Consider the following 16,127-nt stretch of genomic DNA (forward strand, 5'->3'; position numbering starts at 1 on the left):
AATGGAAGAATTTACTTTAAAAAAGAACTATACTACCATACCGGTGACGGTAGAGTATACCATGTTGACTCCTCCTCATCCTCCGGCGGGACATACAGCACCCTGGAGAAATATTACGACAAAGACGCTAAATTCAACCTCGGCGATACCAGTTTTAGCAACGGCCGGGTAACCAGCCGGTACTCCTTTATCACAGCCGACCAGACCAAACAGTATTTCGCCGAAGACGGGCGACTGTTGGGCATTAAAGACCGCTTCAACAACCAAATAACCTTCAAACATACAGAAAAACCGGTAGCCAACTACACCCCCAACAACGACTTTGAATATGAAGAGACTGTGGGACTTTGGAAGACCTCAGGAGAATCGCGAATCAAAGCGCCCTTTTCCTACGATGAGGAATTTGGCAAAGATGATACATCATCGTTGAAGTACAGCGGTACTGTGAAAAGTAAAGCGCTTTCCAACTTTATACCGGTATTGCCAAACACCGAATACTATTACAGCGCTTATTTCAAAGATCAACTAAACAACGGCTATACCCAGCTTTCGTGTCGTGTATACGATCACAACTTTGATGTCATACAAATGGGGTTTTTAGCCCCCAGGGCCAAAGACGAGTGGTGTTTTGCGCAAAGCTCTATGCCAACCAGTGAACATCTATACCATAACGTATGATAAAATACGAGTTCAAGCCGAAGTTGACTGGTATCTATTGGATGAAGAGGGCAATAAAATAACCTCATGGTGCGAACAAAGAAGATATCCGCTGCTATACAGAAGTTACAACGGTGATTTATACGATATATACTCTTATACAAATACCATAGAACGTTTTAACTTTTTAGACCCGGCTGTACATAGTGACTCTCCCACTGTAGCCCAGGCTTTATTAAACCAAATGCGTCTTAGGAATTCCAGAACGGTATACAATTATGGGCTAACCACCAAACCGCTGGGGGGCCACGGTCTTTGCGAGACCCATAGAGTCGCTAAGCGCTACGAGAATAAAATAAATGATGATGAATACTTTGGCTCGTATAACCGCCGTACCTACACATACAACCAATCGACCAGCACCATGCAGCAGGACAACGGCCTGACCACCAAACATACCTATCAATACAATTCGGCCCATAAAGGCGACTTAAAACACAAAGAAGAGCAACACAACACCACCAGCGGCGATAAAGAGATTACCTACTACGAGCAATACGACGCCGTCTTCCGGGATAACCCCACTAGGCTTAAAATCGAACAACAAAACACCGGCGGCAGCGTCAACACATTCTATAAGGGCTACACATACAGCGACTGGGGCGGTATAGCCACCGAAACAGCGCTGCTGACACCGGCCCAGTGGAATAACCCAACCGAAAAAAGCCGGCACACCACCAGCTATACCTATCACCCCGACTATAAATTTATAACGTCCACAAGCTATTACCAAAACCCCGAGCTACTACTAACCGAATCAACCAGCTACGACAGCCTGGGACGCGTTGCCACCGCCACCAACGCCAAAGGCGAAACAACCAACTACCAGTACGGGGACACAAACCACCCCGGCAACCGCACCAGAACCAACATCCAGCACAGCGACGGCCGGACCACTAGGACCGACTACAGCTATTTCGGGGCTTACTATGCCTTTCCCACAATAGTTACCAGCTACTACACCGAGGAAGGCATACAAAAAACCAGCACCACATACAAAAGCTATGAATTTATCCGGGGCAACGTAACCAGTGAAACAGACGCCCTGGGCAACACAACCCGTTATAGTTACGACACCCAAGGCAGACTCAAAAAAACAACCCACCCGCAGTCAATGGGACGGGGTGGAAACTTCGAGGTGCAAGACTATACCGACTATTATAACTTTGTTAATCTATCCGGTGCCTGGATAGAAACGCCTCAACGTACCTTTAGCGTTGAAAACTACAGCACCGCAAACGGATCTATGTTCAAATATTCCATTGACCTCTACGACGATCACGGTAATCTACTGCTCTCTAGATACTATGACTTGAACAAAGGGGTATATGTCCCGACTGTATATGGCTACGACAACTATGATCAGCTAACCTGGCTCAAAGACGCCAACGGCAACAATACCACCTACCAAAGTGACGAATGGGGCAGATTGAAAAAAGTCACCGACCCCCAGGGTAACTACCATGCCTTGGCCTACAACCTAATCAACCGTACCAAAACCACCACCTTCGTCCCGTCGGACACCGGCGTAGCCGAAAACCACTACGTGGAAACAAGCGACCAGTGGGACCGGACAATATCGAGGAAAGGCTACCCCAACGGGCCGGGCGGAGCCCCCGTAGAAGAAAAATACGCATACGACCTGGCCGGCAACCTGACCAAACAAACCGACCCCAATAACAACAGCACCCAGTACAGCTACGACGCCCTGAACCAATTAACTAAAGTCATCAACCCCCTGGGCGAGATCACCGACTACGCTTACGACCGTTTGGGCGAGCTAACCCAAATACAACAATACCAGGGCGCCACCACCTTCCCCACAGTCCAGCAATATAGCGAAAGAGGTGTTTTAGTAACCAAACAGCCTCCGGCGGGACAGCCCACCACCTATAAATACAACGCCAACGGCCTGCCGGTGGAAATAAAAGACGCCTCGGGCAAAATCACCGCCCTGCAATATTACCAGGACAGCAGGCTATCCCAAAAAACAGCCAACCAAGACAGGATACAATATTACTACCACCCCCTGGGCATCGTGGAGAAATACCAGCCCCTAAACGGCGATACCCTGAGACATGTTTTCTATTGTACCGGGCAAATCGGCTTTAGGATAACCGCCGAAAGCTACGTTGCCGGTTTTGAATACGACCTGCTGGGCAACCGGACTGAGGTATCCCATCCGGGTAACTTATTCACCAATTATCAATACAACAACCTGAACAGACTAACCACCGTCACCGCCGACGGCAAAAACTACACCTACGAATACTACGGCGACGGCATGGTAAAAGCCGTCAACTATCCCCAATTAACCGGCGGGACAAGCATACGTACCGAATACACCTACGACAACATTAACCGTCTCAAGGCTATGCACAACAAATTGGGCAGCCAAACAATCACCCAATACAGCTACAACTACGACAACAACGGCAACATCACCTCGGTAACCGAAAACGGCCAGACCACAAGCTACACCTACGACGCCCTAAACCGGCTGACGGGAATACAAAGGCCGGGCGGCGAGCAGCTCAGCTATCAATACGACAGCAGAGGCAACCGGACAGTAGCCTCCCCCAACGATAGCGGCCTGGACGGATTTATATCCGGCGAATTTAGCTACAACAACTGGGACCAATTGGCCTCATTCACCGCCGGTGGTCAGGCCAGTAACTATTCTTACGACCCCGAAGGATTGAGAACTAAAAAAGCAACCCCTTCGAGCACCACCAGGTACCACTACGACAACACCGGCAGAGTCATTACCGAATCCAACGCCGGAGGCTATGTTACCGCGCAGACGATCTGGGGCAACCAAGCTTTGGCCAGGAAAGTAGGCGGCAGCTATTACTACTACCTGTACAACGGCCACGGGGACGTAACCAAAGTAATCGACCAAACCGGCAATATCGTCAACAGCTACACCTACGACGAATGGGGAAACATTCTCTCCCAGCAGGAACAGTTACCCCAACCGCTGAAATATGCCGGAGAGTATTATGACGACGAAAGCGGCCTGTACTACCTGCGGGCCAGGTATTATGACCCGACTGTGGGGAGGTTTATATCTAGGGACTCCAATGAAGGGAGCATAACGAACCCACTATCGCTAAACCTTTATGTATATTGTTACAGCAACCCGCTAAATTACCTGGATCCAACGGGGCATTCTGCTAAAGAAGTTTGGCAAGGTTTTAAGCTGGGTATTGGTGAAATATATAACGGTGATAACTGGCAAAGCAGTTGGGCAGCAGTAAAGACAACACCTGAAGGCGCTATAATATTTGTTAGGGAAGGTGTGGTGGGGCCTGAAAACTTCGATGAGCTAACCAATGATGTTTTGAGTTGGGCTGATGCTAAGGCCGGCGCATCGGCGGCAGCTTCCTTTGTTGTTGGCAAGGCTAAGGTTTTGAAGGGTGCGGGGAAAGCAACAAACTGGGGAATGTGGGATGACGTATCTAAGTCAACTTATAAAGGAAGAGAATATGCAAACATTAATGGAAGATATTACACGCGAGAAGCTATTGATAGAATGACACCTAAAGGTTATGGTACTGCTGCTGGAGGATATCAAGCAAGAGGAATTCCTACAAGCGTAGTAGAAGATGTAATTGCTAGCGGTACATCTCGTGAAGTTATAAGGAATGGAATTACACGAACAATATTTGAAAGTAATGGTGTGAGGGTAGTAACAGAAGAAGCTGGCAAAATAGTTATTACCACAATGAAATACTAAAGGTGGGTGAAGTAGTTTGAATGCGCACACAAAAAGCTTGTTAGAGCGAGTTTTAAGCTCTATAAACTTATATGAACAACGCAAAATGAATGAAAAAGAATTGATGCAAGATATTGAAGGGACTTGTGGAGCTATTGAGGAACATGATATTCAATCACAGCTAAATAGTTTTGTCGTCAAGATAGAAGAATCCTTATATTTATATGATGTTGCTGAAGGGAAAAAGTTCCTTTTGGAAGAAATTCAAAAAATAAAGGACTCCCTATTAGAACAGCTCAATTAATATTCATAGGGGTCGCTTTTGACCCCTATGAAACCTTATACCGCTCCCCGCTTTGGCCCAAAACAATGAATTACCCGCCGGGCAAAATAGCGGCGCGGCAACAGCCCTGACAGATGTCGATAAAATAGCCGGCTTGACCGAGCCAATCTCTGCAGAATTAGATAACATTCTGTCCAATAACAACGTACAGGAAGTTTTGAACGAAACAATGCCAAAAGGACAAACGTCACCAAACGCAACACATGCAACGGAACAGCGGGAATCAAGTGAAGCACACCAAACTGAATCAATAAATGAAAATTCCTATCAAGAGCAAAATGAAACAGCAACGGGCACAATAGAACCACAACAAGATAAGTCCGTATCCCGGGAAACATATAGAGCAATGAGCCCGGAGAGCTTGGCAGCGTTGATAACTCCAGAAAGCGAAGCGTATTACAATTTAATATTAGGTCCGTCGGTTACCAATGGAGTTAACAATGTACAATATTCCGCCTGGGCCGATACGGATGAAATAGTCTCAGCCCAAACCGGCGACTTGACAATCAAACAAACAGACATTAAATTGCCGGGAAGAAACGGTCTGGACCTAAACATCAGCCGGATATACCAAAGCAATCAAGCGTTATGGGGAGACCGTCGATTTGATCCGGACGGGGACGGGCTCGTGGCCGGATACACAGATTACTCAACATACTATCAGAACAGATACAATCTTGGCTTGGGCTGGTCTTTCGGCTTTCCATCCGTCCAGGTAGAAAAGATAAGATACAAGGACGGCGAAAATGAGTACGATAGAGCAGAACGATATTACCATACCGGTGACGGAAGTGTATACCATGTTGGTTCTTCCACTTACAATGAAAGAACACCTAGCGGCCTAGATAACTATTACGTAGACGACGCCGTGTTTAAGGTGCTTGGGGCAGGCGATTTTCGCTTTAACAACGGCCAGGTGACAAGCGAGTTTTCCTTCACCACACCCGACAAAACCGTTCAGTATTTTGCCGGGGACGGGCGGCTACTGGGCATAGTAGACCGTTTCGGCAACACAATAACATTCAAACACACGGAAATGCCGGTAACTAACCGTACCCCCAACAACGACTTTGAAATTGATTATGATTATGGGTTATGGGCAACCGAACAAAAGCCTTTTGTAGAACGACCTCGTCTCGATGAAGATGATCATTATTACTTTGATACGAGCTCCGGCAAAGACGATACAACATCGCTGAAATTTAGCGCTAATATTCAAACAGCGTCCAGCGCTTTTTCCAGGGATATACCGGTATTACCGAATACTAAATACTATCTAAGCGGTTATATTAAAGATCAACTAACCAGTGGCAATGTTCAACTTGGTTACCATCTATATACCAATAATGAGACATTTACCCCTATTTCAGGTGCAAGTGGATATGCATCTCCTAGCAACAAAAACAACTGGGAGCTTGTAGAGTTTGCCATACAAACCCCTGCAGATGCGAAATATATCCGATTAGAATTTAAAAATAACGGCAAAGGCACATCACGATTGGATAAAGTTAGGTTTGACCGGGCCTGGCCGCTAATCTCCGAGATTACCGATAGCATTGGGCGAACTGTCACCTTTGACTATACCGATACGCTGTATGAAGACTATCAGGGCAACGGGCCTCATTCTGCCGGGACAATTATCGTTACAGTTAACGATCCCGCCAAGACAAAGAACTACACCATAACTTATAGCAAAAGCCAAATTGAACAAATATATGATTTTTATAATGGCTGTTTTACAAATGATCGAGTTGGAACACCTAATAAAATGGTATGGGAAGAGCTAAGAAGATACCCGGTACTATCATCATATAAGTATACTTATAATAATGAAGATATATACAACAGCTATAATTACGATACACAAGAACAAACTTTCTACTATTATCCAAGTAATACCAACGATGTAATTACTACGTATAGTTCTTTATTGAATGAATTATACCTGAGGAACTCTAAAACGACATATAACTATGAGAATGCAGATAAGGACTTAGGCGATTTTGGCGAGTATCAAGTCTCTAGAATTACCCAACGATATGAGAATAAAAAAACTGCTGAGGAGGCATATTCGAGCCACCAATATTACCACCGGACATACCAATACCCAAATAACTTTAGCAGTAAGATGCTTCAGGACAACGGCCTGAGCATAAATTACACCTTTAAAAGTAAAGTAGCTGCGGACGGTCGTTTTCACGACGGCCTGGTATTAGCTACAGAAGAGAAGAAATGCGATAACGGCAACGGCAATGTAGATGTAGAGGCCATCAACTACCAGGAATATCACACCACCTTTCTTGATCAACCAACTAAAATTAAAATTGAGCAATACAACGAAAGAAACACAAGCAACGTCAATACATTATACCAGGGATACACATATAACAACTGGGGCGGCATAGCTACTGAGACAGTGCAGCTGACGCCGGCCCAGTGGAATAACCCGACCGAAAAAAGCCGGCACACCACCAGCTATACCTATCACCCCGACTATAAATTTATAACAGCCCAAAGTTATTACCAAACCCCCGAGCTACTACTAACCGAATCAACAAGCTACGACAGCTTAGGGCGTGTTGTCACCGCCACCAACGCCAAAGGCGAAACAACCAACTATCAGTACGGGGACGCAAGCCACCCCGGCAACCACACCAGAATCAACATCCAGCACAGCGATGGCCGGACCACCAGGACTGACTACAACTATGCCGGGGCATACTATGCCTTTCCCAGTACCATAACCAGCTACTACACCGAGGAAGGCGTACAAAAAACCAGCGCCACACATAAAAGCTATGAATTTATCCGGGGTAACGTAACCAGTGAAACAGACGCCTTGGGTAACACAACCGGTTATAGCTACGACACCCAGGGCAGACTCAAAAAAACAACCCACCTGCAATCAACGGGACAGGACGGAAACTACGTGGTGGAAGACAACACCAACTATTATTACTTTGTTAATCTGTGCGAACCCTTAGTAGAAACCCCTCAATACACCTTTTGCGTCTATAACTACAGCACCCGAAACGGATCCATGTTCAAATGTACCTATAGTTACTACGACGATCACGGTAACTTGCTCCTTTCCCAATACTGGGACTATGCCCAGGGGGGATATGCTCCGTCTGTATATGGATACGACAACTATAGTCAGCTAGCCTGGTGCAAAGACGCCAACGGCAACAAGACCACCTACCAAAGTGACGGATGGGGCCGGCTGCAAAAAGTCACCGACCCCCAGGGGAACAAATATAGCATTGAACACGATATATTTAACCGCACCAAAACCACCATCTTCGCCCCGTCGGACACCGGTGTAGCAGAAAACCATTACGTAGAGACAAGCGACCAGTGGGGCCGAACAATATCGATAAAAGGCTACCCCAACGGGCCGGGCGGAGCTGCCGTAGAAGAAAAATACGCATACGACCTGGCGGGCAACCCGACCAAACAAACCGACCCCAATAACAACAGCACCCAGTACAGCTACGACGCCCTGAGCCAATTAACTAAAGTCACCAACCCCCTGGGCGAGATCACCGACTACGACTACGACCGTTTAGGGGATTTAACCCAGATACAACAATACCAAGGCGCTACCCCCATCCCTACGGTAAAGCAGTACAGCGAAAGGGGCGCTCTGGTAGCCAAACAGCCCCCGGCGGGACAGCCCACCACCTATAAATACAACGCCAACGGCCTGCCGGTGGAAATAAAAGACGCCTCGGGCAAAATCACCACCCTGGAATATTACCAGGATAGCCGGCCGGCCCAAAAAAGAGCCAATCGGGACCGGATACAATATTATTACCACCCCCTGGGCGTACTGGAGAAATACCAGCCCGTAAACGACGCCACCGGCAACGGTGAAGCGCTGACCTACAGCTATTATATTTTTACTGGATTTGTCAAAACAAGAGCCGACGTTGGTTTTGAATATAACTTATTAGGGAACAAAAGTAAAACAACCGATCCATTTGGTCTTTCAACTAACTATCAGTACAACAACCTGAACAGACTAACCACCGTCACCGCCGACGGTAAAAACTACACCTACGAATACTACGGCGACGGCATGGTAAAAGCCGTCAACTATCCCCAATTAACCGGCGGGACAAGCATACGTACCGAATACACCTACGACAACATCAACCGTCTCAAGACTATGCACAACAAATTAGGCAGCCAAACAATCACCCAATACAGCTACACCTACGACAACAACGGCAACATCACCTCGGTAACCGAAAACGGTCAAACCACCAACTACACCTACGATGCCCTGAACCGGCTGACAGGAGTACAAAGACCGGGCGGTGAGCAGCTCAGCTATCAATACGATAGCAGAGGCAACCGGACAGCAGCCTCCCCCAACGATAGCGGCCTGGACGGATTTATACCCGGCGAATTTAGCTACAACAACTGGGACCAATTGGCCACATTCACCACCGGTGGTCAGACTAGTAACTATTCTTACGATCCCGAAGGGCTCAGGACCAAAAAAGTTACCCCTTCGGGCACCACCAGGTACCACTATGACAACACCGGCAGAGTCATCGCCGAATCCAACGCCGGTGATTCTGTTACCGCGCAAATGATCTGGGGCAACCAAGCTTTGGCCAGGAAGGTAGACGGCAGCTATTACTACTACCTGTACAACGGCCACGGGGACGTAACCAAGGTTGTTGACCAAAACGGCAATATCGTTAACAGCTACACCTACGACGAATGGGGAAACATCCTCTCCCAGCAGGAACAATTACCCCAGCCGCTGAAATATGCCGGAGAGTATTACGACGATGAAAGCGGCCTGTACTACCTGCGGGCCAGGTATTATGACCCGACTGTGGGGAGGTTTATTTCGAAGGATAGTGATGAAGGGGAGATTAATAATCCGTTAAGCCTTAACCTGTATACTTATTGTGAGAATGATCCGGTGAACAATGTTGACCCTAGCGGACATAATCCAGTAATTTTAGGACTTTACGCTTATGCCTCTAAGGTATTAACTTCTCCTGATACTCAAAACGATTTGAGGCTAATTTCAATAGATATACAAAAAAAAGATTACCTTGCAGCAGGACTGGATACAATTGGTTTGCTGGTTCCTGCGGGAACTGGATTTGGAGAGTTGTCTAAACCGGTTCAAGAAGGAGTTGTTTGGTTAAGCAAACAACTTGGTAAGAGTGTCGATGAAGTATTAAAAATGGTAGGTAAGGGCGCGGGTAAGGCTGATATACAGGTTGTTAATAAGGGAATGAACAACCTTCGAGTATTAAAAGATACAAAAATTAAAAGTTATAATGTTTCACTTGATTTAGAAAGAGGAGGTTCAGGTCTAACCAACATTCATCTTAAAGTAAATAACACAAAATATTTCTTCGACGATACGAAAGGTGCGTTTATCGATCAAGCTGGAAATAGGCTGCCAAATTCACTTAAGGGTAATCAAACTATTATTGATGCTTTGAAAAAAGCCCAAGATAAGGTGAATAGCGGCTGGTAAACTATAGGAGTGAAATATATGAAAAAAAAGCTATATATCAAGTATAACGAAGACGATATTCTTGAAATCGTAACCGAATATTTGGCCAAAGAGCATGGTTTTGAGGAGTTTAATAGCAGAGCACAATTGCTTGGGACACCAGGGGTAGACATCAGAGTGGTTGCTGTAATTGGGGAATCCAAAGACGATAGCGTCAATGACGTTAATTTAAACGAAATGGATTTAAAAACCGAATATAATGGGCCCCATTCAAAAGCAAGGTATATAAATCCAACTAAGTTCGCTAATATGAAAATTGAGGATTGCTAGAAAATCAATCTCCATGCTTCACCTCGTATTTGGTATGGGGGAGAATAATACAGCCACCTCCACAGCATCTATAAAAACGGCTATAAATGCGAGTTCCTTGTCATCCACAGCACCCTGTACGATACAAAAGCCGTTTTACAGCACCCTAACCCGGATCGCTACAACGTCGGCACTGCCGGCGCTTGTGGCTGCGAGGGGGCGCTTGCGACAACCTCGCTTTATCTTGCTCTTTTTTCGACCGGGATTTATGCTGGATTATAGAATATTTTGCCTGTCCTCAAATCGGCTCGAAAAGCTTAAATTGAGCGCAGAGGGCATCTGTCTCCCACCCTTCTGTTTGAAGGGGACACGGGGCGTTATCGTGCGTTACAGGGGTAAGACCGGGAGTGGATGCGATTGAAAGTAAAAAAATAATTTGACGATACAGGCTGAACCCCTATGAACCCCTCTTTTCAAGGAAATCCACCTGTGGTAAAATTTGTGCCAGAGGGGGGTATAAGGGGGTACGAAAAACCTGCCCTTTTTCTTTTTCTGAATGTGATAGCTTGGAAACAAATCTTAGAAATGACTTGCAATGATTTTCAAACAGAGTTAACATCACACACCAAAGCAAATAACCTGTTTGAAACTGTGAGTCTTGTGGTAGATAGGCTGTCGCGCCCTTGCCCGTTCTAAGAATGAAGGCTATCATCTGAGGTTGCCGGTACTCGGGGCTTTATGTGGATGCAGGAGAAGAGAAGGGATGATATGCAGATAAGAGAAAACTACCTCTATGTCGGTATGGACTTACACAAGGATACCCATACCGCAGTTTTGGTAAATTGTTGGAATGAAAAGCTGGATGTAATGGTCATCGAGAACAAGCCCAGCGAGTTCAGCAAGTTGGCAAAACGGGTAAACAAGAAAGCCAATACATTGGGACTGTCCCCGATTTACGGCTTGGAAAACGCCTATGGCTATGGCAGAAGTCTTGCGGTATGGCTCATTGAAAGAGGGTACACTGTGAAGGATGTAAACCCATCCTTAGCCTATGACCAGCGCAAAAGCGCACCCATGATGAAGAAGAACGACGAACATGACGCCTACTGCGTGGCGACAGTGCTGATTAATCAGTTGCACACCCTGCCAGACGCCAAGCCGGAGGACAATCATTGGACGCTGTCCCAGCTTGTCAACCGTAGAGACACCCTTGTGAAAGACGGTATCCGGCTGAAAAATGGTTTACATGAGCAGGTTTCAGTTGCTTACCCAAGTTATCATAAATTTTTCTGTGACATTGACCGGAAGACGGCTCTGTATTTTTGGAAAAACTATCCGTCGCCATTGCATTTGAAAAACAAATCAGCAGAAGAATTGACCTTGGAGTTAAAAGAAATTGCAAGCAACTTTTCCAGAAGCAAAGCGCAGCTTATCATAGATTGTGTTCAGAATGACGGTGACACAATACGGGATTATCAGGAATCAAGAGATTTCATCGCCCAAAGCCTTGTGCGCTCTCTTGAGCAGCAGAATAAAGAAATTGCCCTGATCGATACGGAAATCGAAAAGATGCTGAGATATTTTGACTGCAAGCTGACCACGATACCGGGAGTCAGCATAGCCACAGCAAGCAAGCTGATTGCTGAAATCGGTGATATACGTCGTTTTCCAAGTGCTGATAAACTGGCCCGCTATGCGGGAATCGCACCGATAAAGTTCAGTTCCGGCGGTAAAGGCAAGGAGCAAAGCTCAAAACAGGGCAACCGGGAACTGCATGGATTGTTTTATTTTCTGGCGTTTTCCATGGTTACGGTTCCGAGGACAGGAAAAGCCGAATCAGCCTGTATTTTACGCCTATTATCAGCGGAAAATCAGTGAAGGAAAAACGAAATCCCAGGCTTTGGTCTGCATTATGCGACGCTTAGTAAACATCGTTTACGGCATGATGAAGAATAAGACAGAGTATCGTCCTTTTATGGCGGTGGATCATGCTGTAGAAGAACAGTCATGATTGTTACAGCACCGCATGAAGTTATGCCATAATTTTTTAAATGTGAATACGGGTTCCCAACCTTAATCCGAGATATAGATTCTTCCACCTGAGGGCGCGGGTAAGAACCTCACTAATGGCGCAAAAATTACAACTAACAAAGCATTTGATGCAGCGAGTGACTTTCTGGGGCCGGGATACAAAGATATGGGCAATGGGAGGTTTTTGTCTGCCGATGGAAAACGCCAAGTTAGAATGAGAGATACTGATATTTTAGGAAAGCACGGTGGAGGACCGCATATAAATTTTGAAACAATGATACCGAACCCTGCCAAACCAGGAAAAATGATGCCAGACCCAAAACAAAATATACACATATTTTTGGAGGACTAAATATTTATGGAAGAATTGGTATTTGAGCTATTAAAGGGCAAAGGGACTTTTTGGAGAAAAGGATGATTCAATTGCTAATAATGAAATTGAAATCAATAAAAATGAAGTGATTGTTAAAGGAAATAGAAGAGGACTGATTTTACTTGCTGATTATTTAGTGCAAATTGCTATTAATGACAGTACAAAACAGCATATACATTTGGATATAGACAACTTTTTTGATAAGGCAAACTGCGAATTGATTGTTTCGAAAGATTAAAAAATGATCAAGAAATTGTGTTGATGAGAACGTACCTGTTCTGCACATTTTATTAAAAACTATAGGGGTCAGCAATGACCCCGCCATGCTCCTTGGCAAATGCGGATTTCCGCAGTTTATAACCCCTGTTCCGACCCCATGGTTGCAAATCTGACCCCGCTGAGTTTTGCCTTTCAGCCCGCATTGCGGGCTGATGTGGATTGCGCCGGGGAGGGCTTTGACCCCGGCGCTTTAACCTGCTTGGTTTTCGACCCCTAGGTCCACCATGGTTCAGGCTGATTATTTGGGATGATATTTTGGGCTTTTGTTTCTCCCGCAAAAGGCGGCCAATTTCGTTTTCAAAGTTGCGGAAGGGTTCTATTCATGTTATTGAAGGTATCTTTTGACCTCTTCTAGGTCTTTATATTCCGAAACGCTTTCAATTATAACCTCCAGTGTTGGTACATCTAATTTCGTTATGCCCTGCTTTAAATCCTCCGGCACAAAACCAAATTTCTTAACTAAAAATTTTATTGCAGTCCTTGTAAGAGCTTCCGTTTCACCCTCTTTTCTACCTCGCTCCATACCCCGCTCCATACCCCGCTCCAAGCCTTCTTTCCTAAACTGTTCAGCTAAAGTCATGATCATTTCACTCCCTTCCGGATAGATGGTTTCGATTTTCTTAACCAATTCGTTGAAGTGACCCTTGGTTAGATCAGCCCTGGCACTGAGCAGATATCTGACTAGAGTTTCAAAGTGTTCCATCCCCGTTTGCTTATCTTCAAGCTCCAACAGATGAATAGCCGCCCTAAAAACAAACTTTAGGATTTCGCCTATATCTTCCCGTGGCATATCCCGCATCATGGTCATGGCGATTTTGTTTTTTACCGCACCTTTTATTTGCTCGTCATTGTATCTTGATAGATCATAAAGTAAATATTTATAATCTGGGATAAGCGCCTGCACGTCCGTTGGCAGCTCTTCATACCCTAAAATCATTTCGCCTAAGGTGGGCTTTATGTTCCAGCCATCCTTGCCGTGGTATATTACCAGCGGAATGATTACCGGTAGTTGATTTGTGTTTTCAACTTTGGCGTTCCAAATTTCCACCATATATTTTAAGAGCTGAAAGGCTACATCCTGGCTGGGATAGCTTTTATGTTCAAAGAGAAAATAAAGGTAGCCTTCCCGATTATTAATGTTGACTTTATAAAGGAGATCTGAAAAGCTTTCCTGCAGCTCATTGTTGATGAAGCTGTCTTTCTGCGGCTCCAATGTATCCATGTCTATTATATCCACAATGTTTTGGGGTAAATAATTATCTAAGAAATTCCCGGCCACGTCTACGTCGCCAAAGGTCTTTTTGAAGAATTTATCGTGTGGGTTTTGAATCTTCACTCCATCACCACCTAGCTATATTATATCTGATGACTAAATTTTGTACCATAAAAACAAGCTCCCTAGTATAAATATTTTTACTGGTTACTCAGCAATGCCTCTACCTCCTGCTTAAACCCATACTTCTGCAGATATTCCACCAAAGGAGATAACCGGATGAAAAAGTGCCTTGTGTATATACTGATTATATCTTTTCTCATCAACATACCGCTCCCCGCTTTGGCCCAAAACAGCGGCGCGGCAACAGCCCTGACAGATGCCGATAAAATAGCCAACCTGGAAAACTCACTGCCCCAGCCTGGTAACTACCCCTCGATATTCGGGGAAGCAGACGATGATAAGACAACGCCCATAGATTTCAAGCTAGATAAATTCATACAAATAGAAAAAACCGAACCGCTACCTCCAACATCAAAAGAAATCGCCGCTCTGAAAATGCAGGCAAACGAATCACTTGACAGGCTCAAGACGCTTCAAGAAGAAAAAAACAAGCGGGACCCGCTGGAAACGCTAGGCAAACCAATCTCAGCGGAACTATATAACAGCCTGATCAGCAATAACAGGCAAGACCTTTTAGATGAACTACTGGCCCAAGGGCGCACAATATCAGATGAAGTATATGGAACAACACCGCCCGCTACATCATCCGTATCCCGTGAAGTCTACGGCGCAACAGACCATGAAGCCCTGGCAGCGGCGGCTAGCTTCGGTGAAGACCAGGCGTGGTACAGCGCGTTTGTTGGCCCGTCAACCACAAACGGAGTTAACAACGAACAATATTCCGCTTGGGCAGATGTAGATGAAATCATCTCCCCCCAGACCGGCGATCTAACAGTCAAACAAACGGACATCAAACTACCGGGCAGAAACGGCCTGGACCTAAACATCAGCCGTCTATACCAGAGCAACCAAGCGTTGTGGGGAGACCTCCGTACATCAGGGGACAGAGGCGGATACAGCGATTACGCAACCTACTACCAGAACAGGTACAACCTTGGCCTGGGCTGGTCTTTCTGCTTCCCGTCCGTACAGGTGGAAAAGATAGGCTACGAAAGCAATGGAAGAATTTACTTTAAAAAAGAACTATACTACCATACCGGTGACGGTAGAGTATACCATGTTGACTCCTCCTCATCCTCCGGCGGGACATACAGCACCCTGGAGAAATATTACGACAAAGACGCTAAATTCAACCTCGGCGATACCAGTTTTAGCAACGGCCGGGTAACCAGCCGGTACTCCTTTATCACAGCCGACCAGACCAAACAGTATTTCGCCGAAGACGGGCGACTGTTGGGCATTAAAGACCGCTTCAACAACCAAATAACCTTCAAACATACAGAAAAACCGGTAGCCAACTACACCCCCAACAACGACTTTGAATATGAAGAGACTGTGGGACTTTGGAAGACCTCAGGAGAATCGCGAATCAAAGCGCCCTTTTCCTACGATGAGGAATTTGGCAAAGATGATACATCATCGTTGAAGTACAGCGGTACTGTGAAAAGTAAAGCGCTTTCCAACTTTATA

General features: G+C 45.7%; 9 protein-coding genes and 1 pseudogene. 9 read left to right on the top strand and 1 reads right to left on the bottom strand.

Going from position 1 to position 16,127, the window contains the following annotated elements:
- The 8 genes and pseudogenes from SPSYN_RS15610 to SPSYN_RS16515 all read left to right on the top strand — a co-directional run.
- The coding region (locus SPSYN_RS15610; protein ID WP_161822965.1) for a hypothetical protein at positions 1–678 on the top strand (678 nt) is incomplete at its 5' end.
- Positions 629–4,456: an RHS repeat protein gene (locus SPSYN_RS15615; RefSeq protein ID WP_161823405.1), complete on the top strand. Its 3,828-nt coding sequence runs from the start codon at positions 629–631 to the stop codon at positions 4,454–4,456. The genes SPSYN_RS15610 and SPSYN_RS15615, both read left to right, overlap by 50 nt.
- Positions 4,457–4,472: 16 nt before the next feature.
- A complete protein-coding gene (locus SPSYN_RS15620; RefSeq protein ID WP_161823406.1) occupies positions 4,473–4,739 on the top strand; it encodes a hypothetical protein in 267 nt (88 codons plus the stop codon).
- Positions 4,740–4,791: 52 nt separating this feature from the next.
- Positions 4,792–10,290, top strand: a complete 5,499-nt coding sequence (locus SPSYN_RS15625) for an RHS repeat domain-containing protein (protein WP_161823407.1) — start codon at positions 4,792–4,794, stop codon at positions 10,288–10,290.
- Positions 10,291–10,308: 18 nt separating this feature from the next.
- Positions 10,309–10,599, top strand: a complete 291-nt coding sequence (locus SPSYN_RS15630; RefSeq protein ID WP_161823408.1) for a hypothetical protein — start codon at positions 10,309–10,311, stop codon at positions 10,597–10,599.
- Positions 10,600–11,346: 747 nt separating this feature from the next.
- A pseudogene (locus SPSYN_RS15635) lies at positions 11,347–12,589 on the top strand (IS110 family RNA-guided transposase).
- 204 nt (positions 12,590–12,793) lie between these two features.
- A complete protein-coding gene (locus tag SPSYN_RS15640; protein ID WP_161823409.1) occupies positions 12,794–12,961 on the top strand; it encodes a hypothetical protein in 168 nt (55 codons plus the stop codon).
- 157 nt (positions 12,962–13,118) lie between these two features.
- Complete coding sequence (locus tag SPSYN_RS16515; RefSeq protein WP_423828299.1) at positions 13,119–13,220, top strand: hypothetical protein; 102 nt, start codon at positions 13,119–13,121, stop codon at positions 13,218–13,220.
- Positions 13,221–13,586: 366 nt separating this feature from the next.
- Here SPSYN_RS16515 and SPSYN_RS15645 read toward each other — a convergent pair whose 3' ends face one another.
- Positions 13,587–14,597, bottom strand: a complete 1,011-nt coding sequence (locus SPSYN_RS15645) for an Rpn family recombination-promoting nuclease/putative transposase (RefSeq protein WP_161823410.1) — start codon at positions 14,595–14,597, stop codon at positions 13,587–13,589.
- Between the two features lie 156 nt (positions 14,598–14,753).
- On the opposite strand from SPSYN_RS15645, the gene SPSYN_RS15650 reads away from it, so the two are divergent.
- The coding region (locus SPSYN_RS15650) for a hypothetical protein (RefSeq protein ID WP_202623868.1) at positions 14,754–16,127 on the top strand (1,374 nt) is incomplete at its 3' end.

The organism is Sporotomaculum syntrophicum, assembly GCF_009932395.1.
Lineage (GTDB): Bacteria > Bacillota > Desulfotomaculia > Desulfotomaculales > Desulfallaceae > Sporotomaculum > Sporotomaculum syntrophicum.